Raw genomic sequence first — 25,402 nt, forward strand, 5'->3', positions numbered from 1 at the left:
AGCGCCCCTTCCTAGTTGTGATAGAACGTCTTTCTCGATACGATATAGCCCATCACGAGCAGCAATACGCTGACAATAATCGTGTACAGCCAAGCCATGGCGGCGCTTAATCCGAAATTTTGCGTCTTAAACGCCGTTTCGTAGATCATTTTCGTTACCGGACTGTCCGAGAACGAATCGATAATCGTATAAATGATGTTCGTCAAAATCAGCGGACTGACCATCGGGAACGTCACCTTCCAAAACGTCTCATAGGCCGTGGCGCCTTCGATTTTGGCCACCTCATACATGGAACCGGGAACCGACTGCAGCGCCGCCAGAAAGATCAGAATTTGCACACCCGAATTGCTGATAATTTCGTAAATCCGCATAACCGCTTCCACAATGTAATCGATAAAGCTGATCGGAAACCCCGCCTCGAACAAAATCATGACCATGGAACGGATATTGAACTGGGAGGATGCCTGCCCCAGTTGTTCCGCAACCTCCGCGTTGCCGACGAGATTAATGAGGCCCGAACTTTCCGCCGCCGCGACCGCACCCGAAGCCAGAATGACGGGAAGAAAGAAAATGGCCCGCGCAATTCCCCGGCCCCGGAATTTTTGATTCAGCAGTACGGCCGAGAACAGGCTGAAGAATAAAATTAGCGGCACATCCACGATCATGCCCAATATCGATTCCGTTAAAATCCGGTTGAAATTCGCATCCACGAACAACGCATCGGTAAAGTTGCTCCAGCCGACATTTTGCAACTCATACCCGCCCGGCGATACCGTCAGCTTATTGAAGCTGAAAGAGATCGATTGGGCCAGCGGCCCCGCGAACAGGAAAATAAATCCGATCAGCCAAGGCGCGATGAACAGCAGACCGAGCATGGAGCGTTTTTGCGTAAGCGTTAATTTCAGTCTCATGCCCCATCACCCCCTGCCGCAAAATGCTGAGCTTCCACCCGTACGCCGTTAATCGTTACCGCCTGATCCGTGTAGTTAATGATGACCGACGCCCCGCCTTCGTATCTCACTTCCACAACGCCCTCCCGATGCCGGATATGTTCCGCAATCGGAACGTTCCGCAAGGGACCGAGCACTTCATTGACTTCCTTATAATAGGACACCGCTTCGTCATACCAGGCTTGGTATTCCGTTGAATACATGTAATCAAAACGCGTGAACTTCAGCGTAGAAGAAGGCTCATATGACCAAAGGAAATGCGGAGAGGTCCCCAGCTCAACCGAGCTCAGCATCTGTCTGCGTACTTCCTGTTGATCCCCGAGATTCAGCGCCTCACCGGCATAATCAATAAACCCGTGAACGACCATTTGATAAAAAGGAATTTCCTCATCGCTCAAGCTGAACCGGCTGCTCGAAGCCGGAACGTCAATGACATGCTTGGCATAAGGCCAGCTGTAGGCGCTCGCGTCTGCGACCATCAGATCCGGAAAAGAGTCGCTTAGCTTCCGAAGCTGGTCGCTTACGATCGACTTGGCATCTTCACGAAATACGACCCGCTGCACCCGATAATCCGAACTGAGAACAGCGCCGAGATCCCGAAGCGACAACGCCCCGATCCCGTATTTATCGTAACTTTTCGCAAACTCGTCGACATAGAACGGAAGCTTCGCCGGCGACAGGAGGTTGTAGGTCCCGTAATACGGATCCATCCGGTTCATATTCCGGTCATACGGATACAGCTCCGCCACTTCCCGGGTTACGAAACGGGCCGCATCCGACGAAGGATTGAAATTCCCGTCATCTCGGTACACTCTTTGAAAAGCAACATCCGGATAAAGTCCGCCTCCCTGCTCCTTAAGCCGGGCTGACAGCTCCTTCAGATCAGTCACGCTTCCTAACACCCGGTCCGCCTTCGCCTTAACCGGCGGCTTGTGATGGACGCCTTTGCCGAACCAGCCCAGATAACGCATCCGTACATTGGCGATACCGTCACCCTCCAGCTGCTGCGCCATTTCCCCAGCTTCCTCAAAGCTGGTCATCGATATCACGGCATCATAAGGCACGCCGAGAGCAGATTTCTGCTTGTCGATACTTCCGAGCACATCCAAGTAGAAGGGAAGGTTAGTTCCTTCCTCCAGCGGGTTCAGCTTGTTCTGCGCGACCAGTGATTCCCTGTAAACTTGCGCCATGCCGGAATAACTTGCGTCCTCTCCAGTCAGAAACCGGTAACGAACCGCCAAATCTCCTGAATAGATCTTGTCGCTTAGCAGTTGAATTTCCTGAATCTGGTCTCCGGTGTATAGCTCCAGCTCATCTTCACCGCGCACGGCAAAGCTGCTGAACACATAGTTGTACGAGTTTTGCTTGCCGCTGATATCCGCCGCGATGCTCGCAATCGCATCGCCTTCTTCGATTACCGCGAACCATGCAGTATCGCCGGCCTTCATGCCGTATACCGGCATGGTGGCCTTCCGGGCGACTTGCCCCCGGCTCCAGCTGTTGTCGTTCGGGTCATCCCCGTACACCCGCTGCACGTACTGCTCTTCCTTGACCTTGCCGTTATTGAGCCGAATCAGGGCGCCGCTGCCGTCAGGCACCAGCATGTACCCCGCTTCCTTCGTTCCCGCCGCCCCGAAGAAACGGAGCAGATCGATACTGCGGATCCGGTGCTTCGCGCTTTCCGTAACCTGACCGACCGGTACCGACACGACCAGAGAGTCCCCGTCCAGCCGGTACTCCAACGGCACCGTGAAATTCGGCTTCTCAGCACCGCCGCCGGCCCCGTACCCGTTCGCCTCGTTATCCGCGGCCAGGTCTTCTTCCGTGTACCCGGCTTCTTGGAAGGCGGCCAGCATTTTTTTCAGAACGAGCGGTTTCTTCACTTGGTCGTCGAGCCGTTCCAGCAGCTCCGGATTGTCTTTCACCGGATAGTAACGGGTCTCCACGTACCTGGCGAGCGATTCCTCCAGCTTGCTCAGCACCTTTTCCTGAAGCCTTGTCTTGGTAATATATTTAGGCATGGCGTCAATCCCTAGTGAAACGTCGCCGAGCGTGTACGTCACCCGGATTCCGTTCCGTATTCCTGCCGCCGAGAAATTGTTGTTCGCCACACTCCACGGATTGCTCCAATAAGTTTCAAGCGTACCGATTTCATCGCGGAAGGAGACCGCAAACTGGGAGGCCATCACTTCCTTTTCAAAAGGGGAGGCGATGGCGTCTTCCTCACGGTCCGAAGGATTGCTATGCCAAATTTCGCCGCTTTCCCGTTCCATGACGGACACCTCGGCCGTTTGTTCGTTGTAATACAATGACAATGCCTCGTTCTGCGCGACCAAAATCATTCCCGGAACGCCTGCGGAGTCATCCTGCAGCTTGCTCAGCTCTTTCCCGGGCTCGGGCGCCTCCGCCTTCGGCCGGTACTCGGCAGGATTTACCGCCGGAGCGCCTTGGTTCCATAGCATAAATCCTCCGGCGACAGCGATAATGACGGCACAGGCGAATATTGTCAGGATCCCTTTTCGTTTGTTCATGTGCCCGCCTCCTATACCCGAAAAATAAGCTCTCTGTAAATATTGAGAAGAAAATCGTAAATTTGCTGTAGCATGCTGAAAATGAGCGTTCCCAGGAAGACGATGATGCCCATGACGATTACGGTTAATACACATGTCAGCACTGTCTTGGCGGGCGTAAATTGATGAACGGTCATGATGCCGACGAACAGGAGACCGAGAAACCAGAGGACGGCAACCGTATTCAGCAAGTAGTAAAAGGATGTTTCCTCCTGTACCATAAACCGGCTTACCAGCGTCATCGGCGGGTAAATCAGAACCATCGGAACAAGCGCGTAAGAGGTCGCCATCACGATGTCCTTGAATCTTCCCTCGCCACCCATTAGCGTCGTGACCGACCAGTTGGCGATGCTCCAGAGCAGGAACGGGAACAGGACAAAAACGAGCTCGCTTATGCTGTTCAGCCGCCGAGGATCGTTGAAGTTCACCAGAAACCCGGCAAACTGCTTCTGCAAAATCATGGCGACCACAAGCAGAAACAGGATGATCATCGCCACACGCAGCCTGCCCTTTTGTTCATATTTCATATCCCAAAACCCGTCGAACGGATGAACGATGACATGGAGAGGAAATTTAAAATCATCCCGCTTCATGGCCACTCTCCCTCCTTTGCTTCCAGTGTCTCGCTGCTTTATATACGACAAAGGCGGCTGCGGCTGCCAATAGCAGTGTCAGTACCGTGCCGAAATGCTCCTTCATCACTTCTCTGCGGTATCTTTTGTAGGCAACGGAGTAGTTTTTCCGGTCCATGCCAAGCTTGAAGTAGGCAAGGGCTTCCTTATTCTCCTTGCGCATCAGCTTGGCTTTGCCGATCCCGGTGTAAGCGATGTCATAATTCGAATTCAGTTCAAGAACCCGGTTCCAATAGTCTTCCGCTTCGGTATCCTCGCCCTGGTAATGGAGCCGGACCGCCCGGTTCACATTGGACCCGAATTCCGTCGGCACAAACACGACGATATTGCCTTTGCCCCGGTCAAGCACAAGCTGCCTTTCTCCAATATGCTCGACGGCAACCGGCGTTTTGAACATCCCGAGCTGATTGCCGAGCCCTCCGAAAATATATAGGAGATTTCCGGATTCGTCATAAGTGAACACCCGGCCTTGCGTGGAGTCGAGCGCGCTGTACATGCCTTCACCCAACACTTTGATGTCGACGAATTTGGAAGGCCCGGTCGTTCTCCGGTAATAAATATCGCCCGAAACATCGTAATAGCCATACCGCTTCAACACGTCCTCGCCGGACGGATTCAGCCGTTTGATCGGCTCCTTGGACCCAACATCGATATTGGTCGCGTATACGAAGCCTTTATGATCGATATCCTGGTTGGAGAATTCCGTCGGTACGAACAAAGCCATCTGCGCCCGCTGCGCTTTGGTGGAGACGAGCCGCCAAAAATAATCGACATAATTCCGCTTGACCTTGATCGTCCCCACGTAGCCGATGAACGTTCCTTTTTCGTCAAATTGCATGATGCCTTCATAGACACCGTTAGCTACGACAAACACCCGCTTCGCCTCGTCGACCGTCACCTTGAGCGGCTGAAACTGAAAGCCCGCCGGAAGAACATCCGACTGCGGATTTTGAATGATCCGAACAAGCTCTCCTCCCGGGCTTAAAATAACAATCCGCTTGTTGCCCGTATCCGCCACATAAATTTGTTCTTCGTGATCCGTAAAAATGCCGGAAGGATTAGAGAACCCATCCTCTGTACCTTCATTATTAAAAGAAGAAATGACCTTAACCTCCGTCCCGTCTTCACGGAACTGCACGATCCGCTGATTGCCGGTATCCAGCACATACACCGTGCCGGATTTAGAGATATGCATATCGGCCGGTTCCAGAAAATCGCCGACCCCGAGCTCCCTGCCTGTAATGTATCGTTCGGGCAGGTAGGCCGCAGGCATCGGTGTCGCTTCCTCCCAGAAGTTATAATTGTAGCTCTCGTAAGGAGCCTGGGCGGATGACCCGATGATCGGGACCGCCGGTGTACTGGCGGTTGCGGTGGACTCGGGTGCGGCAGAAGCCCGTGAAGAAGCACCCGGCATCACGGAAGTCAGTATCAGGGAGATCGCTGCGGCGCAAATAATCCATTTTTTTGCTGTCATGAACTCCCCTCCCTTAATCCTTCATGCCCGACGTAGCCATCGTTTCGATGATCCGGCTTTGCGCGAACACGAACAGGGTGATTGGAACGCTCATCAGGATGAGTGCCACCGCCGCACCCGCTCCGGCTCGGGCGATCCCGCCCAGAATAATCTGGTTGGCAGCGTAATGAAGCGATTTGAGCTGCTCGCTGTAAATGAATCCGTTTCCGTCGCTTCCCCACAGCATCTGGAACAACAGAATAATCAGGGTCAGCCACGCCGGTTTGACGTTTGGCATGACCACCGACCAAAATATGCGGTATTCGCTGGCACCGTCGATTTTGGCCGCCTCCAGCAGCGCATCCGGAATTTGCTCCATGAACTGCTTCATTAAATACAAGCCGAGTGAGAAGGCAAATGCCGGAACGATGACCGCCCAATACGTATCGATCATGCCGAGCCACGATAGGATCATGTAGTTTGGCGTCTGTGTTACGACCGGAGTAAACATAAGCGACAGCACTACGATCGTGAACAGAATCGATTTGCCGGGAAATTTATGCTTGGCCAGCGGATAGGCCGCAGCCGATGCAAGAATGACATGGCCGAGAATTCCGGCGCCGGTAATGAATACTGTATTGAAGATATAGCGGGAAAACGGGACCCAGGACTGACCCAGCAGGTTCATCAGGTCGAGAAAGTTGTTCCATGTCGGGTTGCGGACAAACAGCGTCGGAGGAAACAGAAAGATTTCATCGAGCGGCTTGAATGCGTTATTGATCGCATAAACGAGCGGGAGCGCCATGAATGCGCCGAACACCGAGAGCAGCAGGAACAGAAAGAAAGTTCCGGCAAATGAACGGTTGACCCGCTTCTTCCCCAGCCGCAATTTGAACTTGAGCGGAAACGGACGGCTCAGCGCTCTTGTGCCGGTCATTTTCGTTTCTACCTTCACGTTTACTCACCCACCTTTTGCAGAAGTTTTTGGACGATCAGGTTCGTTCCGACCATAATAATGAACAGCACGGTCGCGATCGCGGACGCAAAGCCCATTTCAAACCGGGTCGTCCCGTAGTCGATCAGGTGAGTAACAATCGTCTCGGCCGCGTAGTTGACGCTCGGGAAGCCGGCCAGCGCGATTGAAACATCGGCGACGGCAAACGAGGTCGTGAGCTGAATCACAGCGCCGAACATCAGCTGCGGCCGCATGGATGGGAGCGTAATATGCCACAGCTCCTGCCAGCGGTTGCGAATGCCGTCAACTGCGCCTGCCTCATACAGCGTTTTGTCTACCGTTTGCAGCCCGGCGATGAATGCGAGGAACCCGGTTCCCAAGCTGAGCCACAACTGGACGAGAATAATAATCGGCAAGATGTAGGCTTCCGTTTTGAGCCATTGAATCGGCTCCAGGATGAAGCCCAGCTTGATCAAAAGCCCGTTGGCGATCCCGTAACGGTCTCCCGAGAAGATCATCAGCCAAATAAAATAGACGTTGCCCGAAATGGACGGAGCGTAAAAAACCAGTGTCAGAAACGCCCTCAGCTTCGGACTAAGCTCGTTGATGATCCAGGCGAACACGAAACAGGCCAGGTAACTGACGGGCCCTGTGATCGCCGCGAACAGAAGCGTGTTTTTCATCGCGGTTAGGAAGATGTCGTCTTCCAGAAACAGACGGGTGTAATTTTGCCATCCTACAAAACGCGGAAATTCCAACATGTTGAAATAAGTAAAGCTCAGAATAATGGATATAAGAACCGGAAGCACCGTAAACAGCATGAACAAAATCATGTAAGGCGCCAGCAGAATGTAGGAATGCTTGCTGGCTTTGATCTCGTGCCACTTCATGGCCCACCAGGTATTGTGCATCTTGCTTCCCCCCTACTTCTGCGGCTGGCCGAATTCTTCTTGCTTGTTGCGGATTTCGTCGTGGATATACTGGACGGAATCCATAATCGCTTCCCGGGGCTCGACCCCGCTGATCACCGACCTGTAAAACGCGTTAAACAGATTTCTTCCCGTGGAGTACCCGCCGGGCACTTCCGGAATGCCTTCTACCCATTTGAACTGCTCTTCCAGGTTCTTGTAATCCTCCACGGGCCAAGGCAGTTGTTCGAGCGCTTTGATGTTGGCGGTCGGATAACGGGCGGCCGCTCCCATCAGCCCTTCCATCTCCCGGCCGAAGCTCGTTTGCGTCTCGTCACTCGTCCACCATTTCAGAAATTCCCAAGCGGCTTCTTTATCCTTGGCGTTCTCCAGCATTAACACCCCGCTACCTCCCGAAGGGACCGTGCGGTCCACGCTGCCGTCTTCTTGTGCCGTTCCCGGTACCGGAGCGAAGCCCCATAACCCGCGAATTTCCGGAGCGAAGACGGACAACTGGTTATAGGTGGTGTAGTCCGCGATTCCGATCGGCATCTGCCCGGTACGGAACCGATTCGGGAAATCGTATTCCCGCTCCAGCTTGTAATCGGTGTAATATTCAGTCCATTGCTTGAAAGCTTCTATCCCTGTTTTGGAATCGAGATCCGATTCCGTGTCGTTATTCCTATAGAACTGCCCGCCGTTTTGCATCAGCAAGGTGGCATACATCGAATTAGGCGGTAATGTCGTCCACTGGTTCGGCGCCTGAGCTACGACCGGCAGACCGAAGGCCATATGGTTTTTGTTCAACACGGCCAGCAGGTTCGCGACATCGTCCCAGGTTTCCGGTACTTCGAGTCCAAGCTCGGCCAGCACATCCTTGCGGTAAAACAACATGTTGAACGTCTGCGTTTCCGGCAGCGCATATACCCCGCCGCGATATTCATAAGGTACGATCGCGCTTTCCCGGAAGCGGGCGGCCACTTCGTCGTAACCGCTTAGCTGCGTCAGGTCGGCTGCCGCGTTCCGCATCGCGAAATTGACGGGCAGGTCATTGCCGATTTGCATCGCGACGTCAGGCCCTTGACCGGCCAGCGTCGCCGGCAGAATCGTTCCCATATTGACCAGCTTCAAATTGACATTAATCCCAGTCTCCGGCGTGAACGTTTCATCAATCATCGCTTTAATCGCATTCGCCTGGTCCCGGCCGCTGCCGATCCATACCGTTACCGACCTTTGATCTTTCTTGGCCGACACGTTGCCGATTTGGTTGTAATCAATGAAGAACGATGCGCCGAAGGTTGATAATTCATGGACGATTTTGTCCCCTGCGCTCATTCCGCCGCCCGGCAGTTTCTTTCCCGGCGACGCAATGTAAATCTCGTCGATTTCCAGCGGCTGTTCCCTTGCTTGCTGCAACCAGGTGCCTAAGCCCCCGGTATTTGTTTTGTAAGCCGCCAGTCTCCGCGGTATCGTATCCGGGTCCTTCACCATCTCATCCAATTGCACCGCCATCGTATTGAGCAAGGCTTCCTGATCGCTCGACTGTCCGGACAACTCCACCAGCCTGTCGGCAATCGCGCGCAGCCGTTCGCTTTCCGCCTGAAACAGCTCCAGCAGTTCGGGAATTCGCTGTTCTACGCGATAATCGCGGAATTCGTCCGGTTTGGTGCCGGTAATCATCAATATTTTGCGGTACATCGCATTCAGATTAAGCAAGCTGTCTTCGACCTGCTGGATCAAAGAAGCAAATTCTCCCAAGCTCACTTCCATACGCAGCACGTGCTTGCCCTCTTCCAGCTTGAACAAATACGGATCGTCCCCGCCCATGACATCGATACGGTAGCCGCTCTTATAACGAAACGGCGCCCGGTTCATCTCCTCGAACGGTACTTGTCCGTCTATGGTCAGCTTTCGTGTCGAGTAAATCCCTCGCACGAAATTTTGTTGGGTGCGGAATCCGATGTGGTACAGCCCCGTTTCAGGAACGTCGATCTCCCACTCGATCCATTGCCCGGGCAGCCGCCAGTTATAGCCGCCGATCGTATTAATCCGGACCTTGGAAGCATTGTAAGGGCTTACACTCGGACTTGAACGTTCGCTTAACGGATACAGGGTCGGAGAGGATTTCGCCGTCGCGGCTTCCCCTTGAACGATCACCAGCTGTCCTTCGGTTTCTTTTAATCCTTCTGCTTGGTACCGCTGCGACACCTGTTCATACGGGAGTGCCTCCGTATATCTGAACAGCTTTAAGCTGCGAATAACCATCGGCTCCCTGGATGCGGACAGCGTCAACGTATGCTCTCCCTTTTCTAAATAAAACTGCAGCGGCTCCGTAATAAAACCGTCGGAATCCTCCAGAAGAACTTCCCGCCAACCCGGCCGTTCGGCCTGTTTCGGTCTGAGATCGTTGCCCTGATTATCCTGTTCGATCTCCGCCTTCTCGTTGTCCCAGATCCGGTCAAATTGCAGGTAACCCGCTTCTTCAAACGGGATGCCGCCGTCGATTTTCAGCTGCCGTTCGATGGAGGAGCTTTTACCTTCGACCGGATAGTAAAGCAGGGACAAATTATAGAGGCCTCCCTCAGGGATGTTCACCTTCCATTCAAGTTCGCCCTGTTCCCCGGTATATACCGAAATCCCCTTGTTTCCTTCGTAGTCCTGGAGCTTCTTGACTTCCGCTCCATCCTCGCGGGAATAGTCCGCAGCTTCGATGACTATTTCATGATCGGGACGAGACTTACCTTCGAACCCGGCTAAATACTCACCATACGAAGGTTCAGCCGTACTCCCCTTCACCCCGGCGGCCAGCTTGACCACAGGGAGCTCTGATCCCATTTCACTGTTACCCTTTGAGGCGGACCCGCCGCCAAAACTGCCGGAGAACCATAAGATCAGCACCACGGCGGCAACAGCGATGAGCATCCAGCCCCATCTTGTTCTCCATTTCCGTATCCCAGTCAATGTCCATCCTCCTCGCACAACCCGTGTGAACAAGAAGGGGACGCGATTAATCATTACGTCCCCTTCTTGCCTGTCTATTCAGCTAGCCGACGCGAACCGTTTATTTACCGAGTTTATCGACGGATGCCTGCGCCTGCTGCTTGTATTTTTCGGCTGTAGCGGTGACGGATTGGTTGTTCACGATAATGTCTTCCACAAAAGTATTCGTTGGATAATCCGGATAGGCTTCGTCCAAGGTAATGACGCCTGTTCCCTTAATGTGCTGGAGAATCATATCGATGTCTTCCTGATTGCCGTACATGCTTTCCAGATAATCCTGCCCCGGATATTCCTCGGTCGGCGGGAAATCGAACGTTTCTTCATAAGCTTGGTATACGGCGGCCGCATCCTTCACGCCTTTAGGGATGAATTTGGCGGATGCTGATGTATTCGCATAGGTTTGTTCCGATGATCCTTGCGGCCCGTTCGGGAAAGGTACGATCCCGATGTCGAAGGTCAAGTCGCCGAGCATCCATTCCGCTGCAGGGAACATCGCCACATTGCCGTCTTTAAACGTGTTTGTTTCTTCCCAATTTGTTTTATTGCCTGTTTTAACCCGAACGACTTTGTCGACATTATATAAACGGTTCACGAATTCCGCAGCTTCAATGGTACGCGGATCGGACAACATTTCTTTTGCGTTTTGGGAATCCACGGTCACTCCGCCGTTGGCCGCCGTAAAATGCTTCACAGCGTCAATGGCCCACCCGGAAAATCCCCAAACATCGGTTTTTCCGTCATTGTCCGTATCCTTGGTTGCCTGTTTGGCGATTTCCAAAAATTTATCCCAGTTCCATTCTCCTTTACTGTAGATCTCCTGAAGATCCGGAAGGCCCAGCTTTTTGAACAATTCCCGGTTATAGTGGATCCCAGGCCCAAGGGAGATCGGATTGTCGAAGGCATACTCCCCGCCTGCAATCGCAGGGTATTTGGTTTGCAGATTGCCCTCGTTGTTAATATTGTTTTTGTCTGTCGTAAACTCGCTGATCTGAAGGAGCTGCCCTTTCAAAATGGCAGGCAATGCCGATTTATATTCCATCTGCACGATATCGGCGAACGGCTCACCGGCCAGAACGCTCGTCGTAAATTTGTTCATGTATTCCTCAAACGGTATGTTCACGAATTCAAATTTGCAGTTATATTTTTTTTCGACCTCGGCAATCTTCTCAAGGCGCGCCTTGTCGCCAGCGGTTGCACCGGCCGGCTTTAAATCCCACCATGCCGCAACCTTAATGATTCGTCCGCCCAAATCGACCGGAGGCTCCTCCGACGGTTCAGGCTCGGCCGTATTCTGCGGAGTCGTGTTGGTTGATTCGGGAGACGGCGCCGGCTGACTCTGTGACGTATTATTGCCGCCGCCGCAAGCGGAAAGCAGAAAAACAAAGCAGAACAACAGCAAAGAAAGCCCTTTCAATTTCTTCATTGTGAAAACCTCCCATTTGTTCTATAGATTCTACCTTCATGAAACCCCTCTTACATTTCAAACCAAACGAATAACAAAAATAACATAATAAAAACAAGTTATTGATAATCACCTCATTTTGTTATTGCCGTTTGGAAAATAATATACAACCAACCAACTAATTCGTCAATAAATAATTATGATAACAGAAGTGATTTTATGCTAACATGTCCGTGAGAATAAAAAGAAAGCCCCAACGACAACATGTCGTTAGGGCTTTCTTCTATTTTAGTTTTGCTTATATTTCTTGATCTTTGTTAAATACGGAATTATCTTTTAAAATAACTTCTCCCTGGATGAGCAGCTTCTCGAAATTAGATTGAGGATTAGCCATACGCCATAAAAGCTTGTCTACTGCACGCATGCCGAGAAGCTCCTTGCTAACATCCACGGTAGCAAGTAACGGCAATGATTCGTCGGTGTTATCGAATCCGGTGATCTGAACATGGCCGGGAACATCGATCCCCAGCTTTTGCAATGCTTCCATAACAAATAGAGCTGTCGTGTCATTCGTGCAAACAAATACCTCGGGTAATTCGTAAGATGCCACGACCTTGGGAATCGCTTCGTGGATATGCGCGATTTCTGGACCAATCAGCTCGGCAATCTGTTCCTGTTTCAGGTTATGATCATCAAGCACCGACTTGAATCCGATCCAGCGTTCGTAGAAGCTTTGAGCATATCCGATAAGCCCGACAAACTGAAAGTTCTTATATCCTTTGCTGATCAGTTTGACCATCATTTCCCTCATACAGTGAAAATTATCGGCAAACACGGCATCCGCCTGAAAGGCCGGATCCTGATGATCCACCATAACTACGGGAATTTCCAGCTTTTTGATGTCTAGCAAAATCTGTGTCGATACGGCTCCGATCGTGACGATACCGCCGATAGCCTTCGGGTTGAGCAAGGAAAACATATGCTCGCCGGAAGGCTCCGTGAGCGTAAGAATATCCGCCCCTCTCTGATTCAGTCGCGCGGAGATTCCGTTAAAAACCGGTCCCCAATAAAGTGAATCCGCGTCCTGGTAGCGGACATTGGGAAACAGCACAAGAATAGCGCCGGAATGGGCTTCCCCTTCCGTGTAGGTCGGAGAGCTTTGGAGCATGACCGATTTGCCTGTATCCTTAAAGTATCCAAGCTGACCCGCGGCCTTCAAAATCATCTCTCTCGTCTGGGCACTGACTCCCGACTTCCCCGAGAGCGCGCGTGAAACGGCAAACTTGGAAACACCGGAAAAATCTGCGATTTCTTGTATAGTTACTTTTTTCATTATATCAACCTACTTGACGACATATTTATTCACCAACTGCAAGCCTGTTAGCTTTCGTTAGGTTGATTCCATAATAACATGGATGGAACATAAAGCAAAATACAGATTTCACAATGTTTCTATCAGTTTCCCGCACTCTCATACCGCCGCAGGCCGATTCGCAGAATCAGCAAGGCCAGACCGACGAAATAGGCCGCTACCAGCGGACTGAACCAGCCCCAATAGCTCCAAGGCTCCTTACCGAACATGGCGGCCGCCGGAAAGAAACTGACGAATGCAAACGGCACGATGATCGAAATAAAGAGCTGCAGGCCCAGCGAGAAAATCGTGATCGGATATTTGGCGAACTCGCCCAAATTATGGACCATGATCGGGAAGGCGTTCCCGCTGCTGCGGATCCAGAAGGCGGAGCAGTTCGCCGCCAGATTGATAGCCACCCGGATCGTCATCGCGGAAGCAAACAGCAAAACGGCCATAACGATGGTCTGAAGGTTCCAGGCGATGTCGATATGGGACAAAGAAATAGCGATAATGCTTCCGCCGATTAGAATATTTCCTAATCCGTTCATGCCGATCCCCGTACAAAAAATTTGCAGCACGATCGGAACCGGCCGCACCAGATAACGGTCCAGTTCGCCCATATTGACCAGCCGGAGCATCCGCCAAGTCCCTTCGAAGAACAGTGAGCCTACCCCCTCCGACACATAAATGGCGGCATACATAAAAGCAACCTCCCAAAGTCCCCAGCCTTGAATATCCGGAATTCGGGAGAATACGACCCACAGGAACAAAAACCCCGTAATCTGGGTCATCGCCGCGGCACCGATCATAATATAAAAATCCGCGGAGTATTCCATCATCGCTTTTAACTGCTGGCTGTACAAACGCCAGTATAAATACAAAATCCGCCGGGGCGAATTTTTCACACGTATATTACTCTCCATACCGTTACCCCCCATGAATCGTAATTTGTCGGACGGCCCGGGACCACATCCATTTGCCGAGCAGCCAGAGCAGAACGATCCATACCCATTGGATAGCGATCAGTTGAAGCGCATCGGTTCCCGCCGTCATGCCGAGGCCGATGGTGACTGGCGTATTGACGATACCTTGGAACGGCAGCACCATGGCGGTCGATTGCAGCCAACCCGGGAAAAACGCCAGCGGCACAAGCGCTCCCGACAGCAGGTTCGTAATGGATGTCCTAGCCCAGTATATGCCGAAGCTGCTCGTAGTCCAGAAGCAAAGCAGGGCCGACAAGTAAACGATGCTGAACTTTAACAGAATCGAGGACACGATGCTGAACGCGAACAACAGAAGGGTGCCTGCATCGTGCGGCAAGGAAATACCGAACGTGAAAATCGCCGCAAGCCCGATCAAAATGCAACTGAGCAATCCCTCCAGCACGCAGGAGCCGAGCGTCTCGGCCAGCCGGGCCTTCTGGAACTGGATCGGGCGCAGCAGGTCCATCATGACGCTGCCGTCGATGATTTTGCTCGTAATGCTGGACTCCGAATAATAGGAGAGCATGGAATTGACGAAAAAGGTCACCAGCAGGTAGGCCTGCATCTGACTCCAGGTGAAGCCCGAAAGCTGATCCTGGCCCGTGTATATGGCTTGCCAGAGACAATACATGGCGATCAGCCCGATAAAGCTAGCGAGGAAATTCAGTATAAATGAGAGCCGGTAAGCAAGCGTGTTCTGCATGGAGCAACGCGCCAAAGAAACATATTTTTTGAAGGCCGGTGCGATCAATCAGGCACTCCCCTTCCCCGCTGCGGACAGGGCGGCTGAATCCAGTTTGCCGTCGTAGACGCGGCGGATGATCTCTTCGATGCTTGGCTCGTCAATGCGGAAATCGACCACTTCTCCGCGGCTCATCACCCGCTTGACGATATCGCTGGCCGTGCAGCGGAAGCGGTCGAAACGGATGGATAAATCCGTATCCGAACTAGCTCCTAGCGAATTTCCGGTCCGTTTCACCTGGATTTCCGGCAACCCGCGGAACAACTCTTCCGCATCCGGGATCGGCGAACTTAATTGCATATGTATTGTCCGTTCTCTGGCAAACTCGTCCTTGACCTCCTGAAGCTTGCCGTCATAAATGATCCGGCCCTGATCGATAATGACCAGCCGCTCGCACAGATCCTCGATATCCCCGAGATCATGCGTGGTCAGCAGCATCGTCGTCCCCTTGCTCCGGTTCATTTCCTTGATAAAATCGCGGATCCGGTGCTTTACCGCAACGTCCAGCCCGATCGTAGGCTCGTCAAGGTAGACGATCTTCGGATCGTGCAGCAGCGCTGCGGCCAGGTCGGCCCGCATGCGTTGCCCGAGCGAGAGTTTCCGGGCCGATAAATGCAGGAACGAATCCATGCCTAGCAGTTCCGTGAAGACATCCAAGTTTTTCTTGAACCGGTCCGTCGGCACCTGATAAATATCTCTTAGCAAGCTGAGCGATTCCCGGACCGGGATATCCCACCATAACTGCGTCCGCTGGCCAAATACTGCACCGATCCGCTGGGCGTTCTCCATCCTCTGCTTGTAAGGAACCCGTCCGTCAACGATGATCTCTCCGCCGGAAGGTACCAATACCCCGCTCAGCATTTTAATCGTTGTCGATTTTCCCGCTCCGTTCGGGCCGACGTACGCTACCGTCTCCCCTTCCTCGATCTTCAGGTCAATCCCTTCCACTGCATACTTGTCTCTATAACGTTGGGTAAATAAATGTTTTACCGCGCCGGCCAATCCGGGATCTTTTACCGCCTGGCGAAACACTTTTTGCAGTCCCTTTGTCTCGATTAAGCTCAAGGCTGTCCACTTCCTCCCCGTATGAATTTTCTTAATCTAAATAACTATATAGCAAAATATTCCTGCTTCCTACCCCATTAATTAGGAAATCTATCACTAGATTTCTTAGAATATTAAATCGGCATGAATTAGACAAAAATTGCACTTCCCGCTATGATGTGGGGAAAACCCGCAGTAAGGGAGCCGCCTTATGAAATCTTTTTATCAGAACTGGAAACTCGATCAGGAGCTGCCTATGGTGATCCACCAAAGCACCGATCTCTCCTTTTATCCCCATTTTCATGCCGAGGTCGAATTCGTCTACGTGGAGTCGGGCAGCATTCTGGTTGGAGCAAATGAGGATAAGCGCCTGCTGAAGCAGGGCGATATGGCTATTTTCGGCAGCAACGACATTCATTACTTTGATAGCAAGGATCTTTCCTCCAACATGATCGTTGTCATTTTTCACCCGGAGTTGGTCGGAAAATCCGTGAGTTGGCCCGGCGATTTTCGTTTTGAATCTCCCTTTATTCCCGCCGATCAGCCCGGACTGCACACGGTGAAGGCGATACTGAATCGTATTCTGCGAGAGAAAAAGGAAGGCAAGCCCGGGCACCGGCTGCTCATTCAAGCGAGCTTGTTGGAACTGTGCGCCATACTGCAAAGACACCTCCCTGTTCATGCCCTGGAGCGGGAATCGCAAGAACGAATCGCCACCAGGAAAATAAGAATCCAGCGGATATTGTCGTTCATTGAAGAGCATTATCAAGAGGATCTTTCTGTCGAAGCGATGTGCGTCCAGTTCGGAATGGAGCCGTCCTATTTTTGTCGCATGTTTAAAAAATCGATCGGTATGAACTTCAGAACCTACCTCAATACCATTAGAGTACTGAACGCTACGAGACGGCTGGAAATCAGTGATGCCAGCATTACGGATATCGCATTGGACTGCGGTTTTGGCAGTGTCCGCACCTTTAACCGGGTATATCGGGAGCTTCAGGGCTGCCCGCCTTCCGAGGTTCGCAGAGGGAAGAAATAAATGATCTCCGAGACAAAAAGTGCATTTTTTGACTATATAACGGCATAAACTGGCGAGAGATTTCGCTGGCTTCTTTCTATAATGGACTTACATTCATCATTTCAAATTTGAAATCTTTGATGGAGGGATTCTATTCTATGAAGCAACTACGCGTCGGAATGGTCGGTTATAAGTTTATGGGAAAAGCCCACAGCAATGCCTATCGCACGCTGCCCATGTTTTTTCCTGAAGCCCTGAAGCCCGAAATGTCGGTGCTGTGCGGCAGAGACGAGAAAGCCGTCAGTCTTGCGGCCGAGCAATTGGGCTGGAGAGAATACGTCACGGACTGGAAGGAGCTTGTTGCCCGGGACGACATCGACCTGATCGACATCAATGCGCCCAGCGACGTCCACAAAGAGATCGCACTGGCTGCGGCCAAGGCGGGGAAGCACATTTTTTGCGAAAAACCGTTAGCGCTTACATTGAATGATTCCCGTGAAATGCTGCAAGCGGCTGAGGAAGCTGGCGTACGTCATATGGTTGGGTTTAACTACCGGTTTTCGCCGGCGGTCCAGTTGGTCAAAAAGCTGGTCGAAAGCGGCCGCTTGGGGCAAATCTATCATTTCAGAGCCTGGTTCCTCCAGGACTGGATTCTTGACCCGGAATTCCCGCTGGTATGGCGGCTGCAAAAAGAGATCGCAGGTTCCGGTTCACACGGCGACCTTGGAGCGCATCTTATCGATCTTGCCCACTATCTCGTCGGCGACATTCGCGAGGTGATCGGCATGAGCGAGACCTTTATCAAGGAACGGCCGCTTGCCGACGAGATGACCGGACTCAGCGCCAAGGGCGGCAAGGGTAACGACGCCCCCAAAGGACCGGTAACGGTAGACGATGCCACCCTGTTCCTGGCCCGGTTCGAGAACGGGGCGCTCGGCAGCTTCGAAGCGACGAGGTTTGCCGCCGGACATCGCTCAACCAATTCGTTCGAGATCAACGGAAGCCTCGGCAGCGTCAAGTTCGATTTCGAACGGATGAATGAGCTCGAAGTCTATTTCACCTCGGACGACGAAGACGTGCAGGGATTCCGGCGCGTTCTGGCGACGGACCCCGCTCACGCCTACGCGGAAGCCTGGTGGCCGCCAGGACATACGATCGGTTTTGAGCACACCTTTATCCACGAGGTGCTGGAACTCGGAGCAGCGATATCGGAAGGCCGCCAGCCTGAACCGAATTTCCGCGATGGCGTGAAATGTCAGGCCGTGCTGGAGGCGGTGGAACGCTCGGTGAGCGAACGCCGTTGGGTGGACTTATCAGAGATGGAATAAGAATGAAATCCGATATATGAAGGAGACCCGATCATCATGAAAAAAGCGTTAATCGTCTGGGGAGGCTGGGACGGCCACGAACCGGAGCAGGTGGCGGATATTTTCGCCGGGGTTCTGCGGGAGCACCGCTTTGACGTTGAAGTCTCGGACACGCTGGAAGCTTATGCGGATGCCGAAAAATTGCTAGGCCTGGATTTGATCGTTCCGGTCTGGACGATGGGTGAAATTTCGCAGGAGCTTGTCAATAATGTGTCGGCAGCCGTACAGGCTGGGACCGGTCTCGCCGGTTGTCATGGAGGCATGTGCGATTCGTTCCGTAACAATGTGGACTGGCAGTTCATGACAGGCGGACAATGGGTAGCTCATCCTGGAAACGACGGAGTGGATTACCAGGTGGAAATCAAACAAAGCTCCAGCCCGCTGGTCGACGGCATCGAAGATTTTGCCGTGAAGACCGAGCAGTATTATCTGCATGTCGACCCCGCAGTCGAAGTACTTGCCACGACCCGCTTTCCGGTCGTCGACGGCCCTCACCGGTTCAACAAAGCGGTCGATATGCCGGTCGTGTGGACGAAACGCTGGGGCCACGGACGCGTGTACTACAACTCGCTCGGCCATCACGCAGATATCGTTGCTCTGCCGACGGTCAAGGAGCTCATGACACGAGGCATGTTATGGGCTGCAGATGGCAAACAACGCGCTATGTCACAGCAAGGGAAAGACTCATCCGTCGGCGGGTTCAGCTACAGCGGGATGGGCGACAGCCAATATGACGCATAAAGGGATGGAACCGGTTATGGAGAAAATCAAAGTTGGTATTATCGGCTGCGGAAAAATCAGCGGCATCTATATGGAAAATTGTCCTAAATTCGAGGTGCTGGATCTCGTGGCCTGCGCGGACCTGGATTTGAACCGGGCCCGGGAGCAAGCGGCACTGTACGGCATCCCCCGCGCTTGTACCACCGAGGAACTGTTAGCCGATCCGGAGATCGGCATCGTCATCAACCTGACGATCCCTGCCGTGCACGCCGAAGTCAGCTTGCAGGCGCTGCGGGCCGGTAAGCATGTGTATGTGGAAAAGCCGCTAACTGTCTCCCTCGAGGAAGGACGGCAGGTATTGGAGGAAGCTCAGGCCAGAGGCCTGTTGGTAGGGAGCGCGCCCGAAACATTCTTCGGAGCCGGCATTCAGACCGCGCTCGGGCTGATCGAAGACGGCGTAATCGGGCGTCCGGTCTCGGCCACGGCGTTTATGATGAGCCGGGGCCACGAGCATTGGCACCCCGATCCCGAGTTCTACTACGCGCCGGGCGGCGGCCCCATGTTTGATATGGGCCCCTACTATTTGACCGCACTCGTGCAATTGCTCGGGCCTATCGCCCGAATTGCCGGCATCACCGGCAAGGCTTTGCCGGAGCGGACCATCACCAGCGAGAAAAAGTACGGCTCGCGGGTTCCCGTTGAAGTTCCGACGCATGTCGCCGGAACGCTGGAGTTCGAAAGCGGGGCGATCGCCAGCCTGATCACCAGCTTCGACATTTTCGGCGGCAGCAGCCTGCCGCCGATCGAGATCCACGGCACCGAAGGTTCGCTGCTGGTGCCGGATCCGAACACGTTCGGCGGGCCGGTCAAATATCGCCGGACCGGCGAAGCGGACTGGACCGAGCAGCCGCTGCTGCCGGGCTACGAGGACAACAGCCGCGGCATCGGCCCCGCCGATATGGCGTACGCGCTGCTGCACGGCCGCAAGCACCGGGCAAATGGCGAGCTCGCTTACCATGTGCTTGAAGCCATGTGGGCGTTTCATCATTCTTCCGATTCCGGTCACTATCATGAAATGAAGAGCCGATGTACGCGCCCTGCTGCGCTTCCGGCAGGCCTTAAGCCGTACACGCTGGATTAATAAAGGGGATCGGTGCGAATACAATAAAAAGACGGTGAAGCCGATGGCTTCAACCGTCTTTTTTGAATTTGCGCTGACATTAGCGGGCTTTGGCCTGCAAATACGCCTCTTTATAAGCAGCCGCCTTTTGAGCGATGATGGAGAAATCCTTTTGCTTCAATGCCTCATTCGTCAGGTCCGAGCCGATGCCTACGGCAACCGCGCCGGCCTTGATCCAATCGCCGAGATTGTCCAGCGACACGCCGCCGGTCGGCATAATGTTGGCCTGCGGCAACGGCCCCTTGATCGCTTTGATCATGGACGGATCGTAGAGGTTGCCCGGGAACAGCTTGACGATATCCGCTCCGAGCTCCAGCGCTTCCTGAATTTCCTTGATGGTCATAACTCCCGGCATGACCGGGATCCGGTAACGGTTGCAGAGCATGACGGTATCCCGGTTGAGACAAGGACCTACGACGAATTGCGCACCGCTTAGAATCGCCGCCCGAGCGGTCTCGGGATCAAGCACCGTTCCTACGCCGATGATGGCGTAGCTGGCGGGATCTTTCGAATCCCACGAATATTTGGCGGATAGCATCTCAATGGCCCGCAGCGCGAAAGGCACGGTCATCGTCACTTCGATCACTTTAATGCCGCCGGCAATCGCCTGTTCAGCCATCTCTACCACTTGCTCGGGCGTTTCGCCGCGCAGCACGGCAACGACACCTTCCTCGGCGATTTTCTGCACCAACTGTAATTTTTTCATATGGACTCCTCTTTCCTCATAGGATGGTTGGATGATTGAAATGATTCACACGGTATATTGCTGAAATGTAATTTCGGTTCCGTTGACGCTGGACTCCGCCTTTCCTTCCGCCAACTTCGCTAAGCGAAGGTTCTCTTCATGAAGGAGTCCCGTATATTCAACGGTTAGTCCCCCTTCATCGGCAAAAACGGGAGTTCGTCCCGCCATCAACGCCGCAAAATCCGTCAAGCTGTTGATTCCTTTAGTCTTGACGTCCTCTAGGGAGACGGCCTCGACGACAACGCCGATCCGGGAACCGCGGCAAACAGCAAGGTTGTACCCGGACATCGGACGGATTTCGTAGCTTCCGTTCAAATAAACGGCAAACAGCACCTCGTCCACTTTTCCGAATAACGCTTCCGCTTCGTAAATCCATTCGCCTTCAGGCAAGACACCGACAACTTCATTACCTTCCGGAGCATCCTGTTCAATGGCTTCGGCTGGAAGCGGATACAATGATATTACCACATTTTTACGGTAGAGGACTTCCATCCACGGACTTTGATGGCGCGGATTCCGCCCGGAAGGATCATACCCTTCGCCCGGATGGAAAAAATAGAGCTGATTTCCCTGACCGTCCCGGCGGACCGGAAGACTGAACATCCAGCGCACCTGCTCGTTGTCGAATTCCCGGACACGCTCCCATAGGCCGCCGGCGGCATAATGCTTCGTCACGTAAGCATAGGAGTGAAGCTGCCGAAATCCTTCGTCCGTGACTTTCCAAAGTGCCCGGCTCACCTCCGCCGGCTCCGTCCGGTTTAATGCCAGACTTCTTGCTCTTTCCGGCGCTTCCCGGAACAGAAAACCGGCATATTCCGTCCGGGGCATGTCTGCCGGAAGCTCAAAATCGCCAAACTGGACATAATCATGGAGGACATTGGCATCGCTTGGAGCATCATGCGGCCATCCTCTCGAATGGGCTCCCACCCAAGCTCCCTTCAAATAATAGGAGGCTCGCAGCGTCCACAATTCGTCCAGCAGTTCCCCAAGGTCGCGCTTTACCTGCGGATCGGTAGCAAATTCCAAAGCGCAGGTGAAAGCCTGAATCCAGTGCCAGAACCAAGGCAGGCATCCATACTCGGCCATACCTTCCTTGCGAAGGCGCTCCAAGGTCGAGGCCAAACAGTTTTTACCGTCCTCCAGAAGCTCCTCGTCGCCATAAAGCTGTCCGAAAATCAGCTTCGCCGCTGTGTATTTGGCCTCATGATGATTGCAGACGGTAAGTGGCCGGCGATAAAATCCTCCGCGATAAACATGACCCAGCGCAGTCTCAAACTCCCCCGCAAGATGTCCGCTCATCTGCCGTTCGTACTTGCGGTGGAAATAAGCCATCAGGCTGCCCATCAATTCCACCGGCAGCTCATGCGGGGCCGCCTTTTCCGGTACCGGGTCCAAATTCAGCGGCCAATGGCCGTACATCGGACGGTCCGGATCCCTCTGTTGAAGCCGGAGCACCCGGACCAGGACATGCTCCGCCAACCGCTTGGCTTCCTGCCGGTCAAATGGCAGTTCTTCTTCATATAGCGGATCTGTCGAAGCGGCGAACAGGTAGGAAGCATAGTAAAAGTTATTGCGCACGTCCCCATGAAACCATAACCCGCTGGTAAGCAAGGGCTCTCTCCATGCTTGTTCCGCTACAGACCGAACGATCTCATTCATTCTTGTGGTGTAACCGTTCATTTTCTCCCCTTTCCTTTTCTTCATTTCATCCCTATCCCCTCGTTGATTAATATCCTAACATGTTTGTCCGGGACTCGTAATTCGGCAATTTAAAGGCAAAACCGCATTTATTACAACATTTTTCGATCCCATACTGAGTGCAGAAGAGGATAGCTTGCAAAATGAACAAAAAAGGATTAATGTAAACCTATATAAACATTATAAACCTAAATAAACGAAAAGAGGAGATTTATTTATGGAAAGACGTTACGCCTCTCATCCCAACGAAGTTAAGCGGTTCGACACAGAACGGCTTCGTCAGGAATTTCATATTCCCAAACTGTTCACCCCAGACCAGCTTGAGCTGGTGCTTACCCATGAGGACCGCATGATTGTCGGCGGAGCGGCGCCGGTAAACGAAACTGTGAAGCTGGAAGTCGATTTGAAAGAACTGGGTGTGTCCTACTTCCTGGAGCGGCGCGAACTCGGAGCGATCAATGTCGGCGGCCCCGGCATCATCTCCGTAGACGGTACGGACTATGAATTGAACACAAAGGATTGCCTGTATGTAGGAATGGGCTCGAAAGAGGTTCTGTTCAAAAGCAAGGACGCTGCGAATCCGGCCAAATTCTATCTGAATTCAGCGCCTGCCCATAAAGAATTCCCAACCGCAAAAACAACGCTCGCCGAAGCGGAATCCGGTGCACTGGGCTCTATCGAAAATTCCAACGACCGGACGATCCATCGCTTCATTCACGAGAACGGGCTTCAAAGCTCGCAGCTGGTGATGGGAATGACGCAGCTCAAAACCGGCAACATGTGGAATACGATGCCTGCCCACGTTCATCCGCGCCGGATGGAAGCTTACATGTATTTCGACTTGCCGGAGGAAGCTGTTGTTTTCCACCTGATGGGCGAGCCGGACGAAACGCGTCACATCGTAATGAGAAACGAACAAGCCGTCATTTCGCCGAGCTGGTCGATTCACAGCGGAGTGGGCACCAGCAATTATACGTTTATTTGGGGCATGGCCGGAGATAACAAAGCTTATGCCGATATGGACGCCGTCCCTATGAAACATTTAAAATAAGAGGTAAAACTAAACGGAAGCGTGGACATGATATGAGCTCGATACGACGTTACGAAAAAATTATGGAGGTTCTGCTGACGAACAAAGAGGTAACGGTAGCGGAACTAAGCGACAGGCTCGGGGTTACGGGCAAAACGATCCGTGAGGATCTTACCCGGCTTGAGGAGCAAGGATTGATTATCCGCGTGCATGGCGGAGCGGTTCTTGCCCAAGGGGACCAGTTCGGTATTCTTCCCGCCAAGGAACCCCTGATCAAGCATGCGGAGGAAAAAGCCGATATCGCCCGCAAAGCGCTGGCCCATATCCAGGAAGGCGACATCATTGCGCTCGACGGCGGCAGCACCACGCTGGAGATTGCGCGCCGCCTCGATAACCGGTCTATGACCGTCATTACGAACGACGTCTATATTATCAGCGAACTTGCCGCCAAAGACCATATCCGTCTCGTCGTTCCGGGCGGGTATCGCGTCCGTAATATGCTGGCCGGTCCGGAGGCAACGGATTACGTAAAACAATTGAACATTCAAAAAGCGTTTATTTCGGCGACCGGAATCCATCCGGAACACGGACTATCCATCTACACCGGCGATCTGATTGAATTCAAGCGGGCCTTGATCGATACGGCCCGTGAAGTGATCGCCGTGATCAATCATCATAAATTCGGACAAACCGCGCTTCGTACCTTTGCATCCCTGAACGAAATCACGCGGATCATAACGGACGGCGCACTTCCCGCCGAGATAGGCCGTACCTATTCGGATGCGGGCATTATTGTGGAATAACTACGATTCTCCACTTATTCTAAGGAGTGTTCTTACTATGAAATTTTTCGATCTTTCGGGAAAAACAGCCCTTGTTACCGGCTCGTCCGGCGGACTCGGCCAAGGCATCGCGATCGGCCTGGCAGAAGCGGGCGCCGATGTCGTGTGCGCTTCTTATAGTTCAAGCCAGGAAACCGCGGACCGGATTACGGCACTGGGCAGAAAAGCATCCGTCATCGAGGTCGATCTCAGCAATCACGATAAGCTGCAGGCAACCTTTGACGAAGCCCTCAAGTTGACCGGGCATATCGATATTCTCGTCAACAATGCCGGTATCATCCGCCGTACGCCGGCCAAGGACCATAGCGAGAAAGACTGGTTCGATGTCATCGACATTAACTTGAACACCGTATTCCTGCTCTCGCAGATCGCCGGCAGACATATGATCGAGCGGGGAAGCGGTAAAATCATCAACATCTGTTCGATGCTCTCCTACCAGGGCGGTATCAATGTTCCGGGTTACACGGCCTCGAAGCATGGAGTCGCCGGGCTGACCAAAGCCTTCGCCAATGAGTGGGCAGCAAGCGGCATCCAGGTCAACGGGATCGCCCCGGGATATATGTCAACGGACAATACGGCTCCGATCCGTGCCGATGAGAACAGAACCGCCTCGATCACCGATCGGATTCCTGCCGCACGTTGGGGAACGCAGGAGGATGTTAAAGGACCCGCCGTCTTCCTGGCATCCACTGCAGCCGATTATGTGAACGGTCACATCCTCTGCGTCGACGGCGGCTGGATGGCGAGATAACTGAGTACAGCTGAGTACAAATAAGCATAACTAAGCACACAAATAAGCCCGTTCGGAG

General features: G+C 53.0%; 21 protein-coding genes. 7 read left to right on the plus strand and 14 right to left on the minus strand.

Annotated elements, in window-relative coordinates; genetic code table 11:
• Nucleotides 1-11 precede the first annotated feature (11 nt).
• The 12 genes from NYE70_RS09470 to NYE70_RS09525 all read right to left on the minus strand — a co-directional run bounded on the left by NYE70_RS09470 (nt 12) and on the right by NYE70_RS09525 (nt 16,014).
• On the minus strand, nt 12-911 hold the full coding sequence (locus NYE70_RS09470) for a carbohydrate ABC transporter permease (protein WP_341045778.1): 900 nt from the start codon (nt 909-911) through the stop codon (nt 12-14).
• Complete coding sequence (locus tag NYE70_RS09475) at nt 908-3,481, minus strand: DUF5696 domain-containing protein (RefSeq protein WP_341045780.1); 2,574 nt, start codon at nt 3,479-3,481, stop codon at nt 908-910. Before NYE70_RS09475 ends, NYE70_RS09470 begins: the two co-directional genes overlap by 4 nt.
• A gap of 11 nt (nt 3,482-3,492) precedes the next feature.
• A complete protein-coding gene (locus tag NYE70_RS09480) occupies nt 3,493-4,113 on the minus strand; it encodes a Yip1 family protein (protein ID WP_211019925.1) in 621 nt (206 codons plus the stop codon).
• Nucleotides 4,100-5,626 (minus strand): NHL repeat-containing protein, encoded by a 1,527-nt coding sequence (locus tag NYE70_RS09485; protein ID WP_341045781.1) that lies wholly within the window; start codon nt 5,624-5,626, stop codon nt 4,100-4,102. Before NYE70_RS09485 ends, NYE70_RS09480 begins: the two co-directional genes overlap by 14 nt.
• 13 nt (nt 5,627-5,639) lie before the next feature.
• A complete protein-coding gene (locus NYE70_RS09490; protein WP_211020235.1) occupies nt 5,640-6,542 on the minus strand; it encodes a carbohydrate ABC transporter permease in 903 nt (300 codons plus the stop codon).
• Between the two features lie 20 nt (nt 6,543-6,562).
• A complete protein-coding gene (locus NYE70_RS09495; RefSeq protein WP_211019927.1) occupies nt 6,563-7,471 on the minus strand; it encodes a carbohydrate ABC transporter permease in 909 nt (302 codons plus the stop codon).
• Nucleotides 7,472-7,483: 12 nt separating this feature from the next.
• Nucleotides 7,484-10,390, minus strand: a complete 2,907-nt coding sequence (locus tag NYE70_RS09500; RefSeq protein ID WP_341047561.1) for an extracellular solute-binding protein — start codon at nt 10,388-10,390, stop codon at nt 7,484-7,486.
• A gap of 139 nt (nt 10,391-10,529) precedes the next feature.
• Nucleotides 10,530-11,891 carry an ABC transporter substrate-binding protein gene (locus NYE70_RS09505; protein WP_290407918.1) on the minus strand — a complete coding sequence of 454 codons (1,362 nt, stop codon included), beginning with the start codon at nt 11,889-11,891 and terminating at the stop codon, nt 10,530-10,532.
• Between the two features lie 277 nt (nt 11,892-12,168).
• Nucleotides 12,169-13,206 (minus strand): LacI family DNA-binding transcriptional regulator, encoded by a 1,038-nt coding sequence (locus tag NYE70_RS09510; RefSeq protein ID WP_211020236.1) that lies wholly within the window; start codon nt 13,204-13,206, stop codon nt 12,169-12,171.
• Nucleotides 13,207-13,325: 119 nt separating this feature from the next.
• Nucleotides 13,326-14,147 (minus strand): ABC transporter permease, encoded by an 822-nt coding sequence (locus NYE70_RS09515; RefSeq protein ID WP_247681498.1) that lies wholly within the window; start codon nt 14,145-14,147, stop codon nt 13,326-13,328.
• Nucleotides 14,148-14,151: 4 nt separating this feature from the next.
• The gene (locus tag NYE70_RS09520; protein ID WP_244861665.1) at nt 14,152-14,958 is read right to left on the minus strand and encodes an ABC transporter permease; all 807 of its coding nucleotides are present in this window, start codon (nt 14,956-14,958) and stop codon (nt 14,152-14,154) included.
• Nucleotides 14,959-16,014: an ABC transporter ATP-binding protein gene (locus NYE70_RS09525; protein WP_290407916.1), complete on the minus strand. Its 1,056-nt coding sequence runs from the start codon at nt 16,012-16,014 to the stop codon at nt 14,959-14,961.
• A gap of 190 nt (nt 16,015-16,204) precedes the next feature.
• Between NYE70_RS09525 and NYE70_RS09530 the strand changes: the two genes are divergently transcribed.
• The 4 genes from NYE70_RS09530 to NYE70_RS09545 all read left to right on the plus strand — a co-directional run bounded on the left by NYE70_RS09530 (nt 16,205) and on the right by NYE70_RS09545 (nt 20,239).
• A complete protein-coding gene (locus NYE70_RS09530) occupies nt 16,205-17,032 on the plus strand; it encodes an AraC family transcriptional regulator (protein ID WP_341045786.1) in 828 nt (275 codons plus the stop codon).
• Between the two features lie 137 nt (nt 17,033-17,169).
• On the plus strand, nt 17,170-18,339 hold the full coding sequence (locus NYE70_RS09535; protein ID WP_341045788.1) for a Gfo/Idh/MocA family protein: 1,170 nt from the start codon (nt 17,170-17,172) through the stop codon (nt 18,337-18,339).
• Between the two features lie 36 nt (nt 18,340-18,375).
• Nucleotides 18,376-19,119 (plus strand): ThuA domain-containing protein, encoded by a 744-nt coding sequence (locus NYE70_RS09540; protein ID WP_341045790.1) that lies wholly within the window; start codon nt 18,376-18,378, stop codon nt 19,117-19,119.
• Between the two features lie 16 nt (nt 19,120-19,135).
• The gene (locus tag NYE70_RS09545) at nt 19,136-20,239 is read left to right on the plus strand and encodes a Gfo/Idh/MocA family protein (RefSeq protein ID WP_211019933.1); all 1,104 of its coding nucleotides are present in this window, start codon (nt 19,136-19,138) and stop codon (nt 20,237-20,239) included.
• Nucleotides 20,240-20,318: 79 nt separating this feature from the next.
• On the opposite strand, the gene NYE70_RS09550 is transcribed toward NYE70_RS09545, so the two are convergent.
• Together NYE70_RS09550 and NYE70_RS09555 are read right to left on the minus strand one after the other, a co-directional pair.
• Nucleotides 20,319-20,984: a bifunctional 2-keto-4-hydroxyglutarate aldolase/2-keto-3-deoxy-6-phosphogluconate aldolase gene (locus tag NYE70_RS09550; RefSeq protein ID WP_211019934.1), complete on the minus strand. Its 666-nt coding sequence runs from the start codon at nt 20,982-20,984 to the stop codon at nt 20,319-20,321.
• Nucleotides 20,985-21,029: 45 nt separating this feature from the next.
• Entirely contained in the window at nt 21,030-22,727 is a 1,698-nt protein-coding gene (locus NYE70_RS09555) for a hypothetical protein (protein WP_341045792.1), read from the minus strand.
• A 211-nt stretch (nt 22,728-22,938) separates the two neighbouring features.
• Here NYE70_RS09555 and kduI point away from each other — a divergent pair, with 211 nt between their 5' ends.
• From kduI to kduD, 3 genes are read left to right on the plus strand one after another with little or no spacing between them, the layout of a single operon-like run.
• Nucleotides 22,939-23,772, plus strand: a complete 834-nt coding sequence (kduI, locus tag NYE70_RS09560) for a 5-dehydro-4-deoxy-D-glucuronate isomerase (RefSeq protein WP_341045794.1) — start codon at nt 22,939-22,941, stop codon at nt 23,770-23,772.
• Between the two features lie 32 nt (nt 23,773-23,804).
• Nucleotides 23,805-24,554 carry a DeoR/GlpR family DNA-binding transcription regulator gene (locus NYE70_RS09565; protein ID WP_341045795.1) on the plus strand — a complete coding sequence of 250 codons (750 nt, stop codon included), beginning with the start codon at nt 23,805-23,807 and terminating at the stop codon, nt 24,552-24,554.
• 37 nt (nt 24,555-24,591) lie between these two features.
• Entirely contained in the window at nt 24,592-25,344 is a 753-nt protein-coding gene (kduD, locus tag NYE70_RS09570; RefSeq protein ID WP_341045797.1) for a 2-dehydro-3-deoxy-D-gluconate 5-dehydrogenase KduD, read from the plus strand.
• Nucleotides 25,345-25,402: the final 58 nt, after the last annotated feature.

It is taken from the genome of Paenibacillus sp. FSL R5-0407 (genome assembly GCF_038009185.1).
Lineage (GTDB): Bacteria > Bacillota > Bacilli > Paenibacillales > Paenibacillaceae > Fontibacillus > Fontibacillus vini.

Coding starts and splice junctions, on each gene's coding strand:
- NYE70_RS09505 (WP_290407918.1), bottom strand. CDS start 11,891: ATGAAGAAATTGAAAGGGCTTTCTTTGCTGTTGTTCTGCTTTGTTTTT.
- NYE70_RS09565 (WP_341045795.1), top strand. CDS start 23,805: ATGAGCTCGATACGACGTTACGAAAAAATTATGGAGGTTCTGCTGACG.
- NYE70_RS09470 (WP_341045778.1), bottom strand. CDS start 911: ATGAGACTGAAATTAACGCTTACGCAAAAACGCTCCATGCTCGGTCTG.
- kduD (WP_341045797.1), top strand. CDS start 24,592: ATGAAATTTTTCGATCTTTCGGGAAAAACAGCCCTTGTTACCGGCTCG.
- NYE70_RS09500 (WP_341047561.1), bottom strand. CDS start 10,390: ATGCTCATCGCTGTTGCCGCCGTGGTGCTGATCTTATGGTTCTCCGGC.
- NYE70_RS09535 (WP_341045788.1), top strand. CDS start 17,170: ATGAAGCAACTACGCGTCGGAATGGTCGGTTATAAGTTTATGGGAAAA.
- NYE70_RS09530 (WP_341045786.1), top strand. CDS start 16,205: ATGAAATCTTTTTATCAGAACTGGAAACTCGATCAGGAGCTGCCTATG.
- NYE70_RS09485 (WP_341045781.1), bottom strand. CDS start 5,626: ATGACAGCAAAAAAATGGATTATTTGCGCCGCAGCGATCTCCCTGATA.
- NYE70_RS09515 (WP_247681498.1), bottom strand. CDS start 14,147: ATGGAGAGTAATATACGTGTGAAAAATTCGCCCCGGCGGATTTTGTAT.
- NYE70_RS09545 (WP_211019933.1), top strand. CDS start 19,136: ATGGAGAAAATCAAAGTTGGTATTATCGGCTGCGGAAAAATCAGCGGC.
- NYE70_RS09550 (WP_211019934.1), bottom strand. CDS start 20,984: ATGAAAAAATTACAGTTGGTGCAGAAAATCGCCGAGGAAGGTGTCGTT.
- NYE70_RS09540 (WP_341045790.1), top strand. CDS start 18,376: ATGAAAAAAGCGTTAATCGTCTGGGGAGGCTGGGACGGCCACGAACCG.
- NYE70_RS09555 (WP_341045792.1), bottom strand. CDS start 22,727: ATGAAGAAAAGGAAAGGGGAGAAAATGAACGGTTACACCACAAGAATG.
- NYE70_RS09495 (WP_211019927.1), bottom strand. CDS start 7,471: ATGCACAATACCTGGTGGGCCATGAAGTGGCACGAGATCAAAGCCAGC.
- NYE70_RS09490 (WP_211020235.1), bottom strand. CDS start 6,542: ATGACCGGCACAAGAGCGCTGAGCCGTCCGTTTCCGCTCAAGTTCAAA.
- NYE70_RS09475 (WP_341045780.1), bottom strand. CDS start 3,481: ATGAACAAACGAAAAGGGATCCTGACAATATTCGCCTGTGCCGTCATT.
- kduI (WP_341045794.1), top strand. CDS start 22,939: ATGGAAAGACGTTACGCCTCTCATCCCAACGAAGTTAAGCGGTTCGAC.
- NYE70_RS09480 (WP_211019925.1), bottom strand. CDS start 4,113: ATGAAGCGGGATGATTTTAAATTTCCTCTCCATGTCATCGTTCATCCG.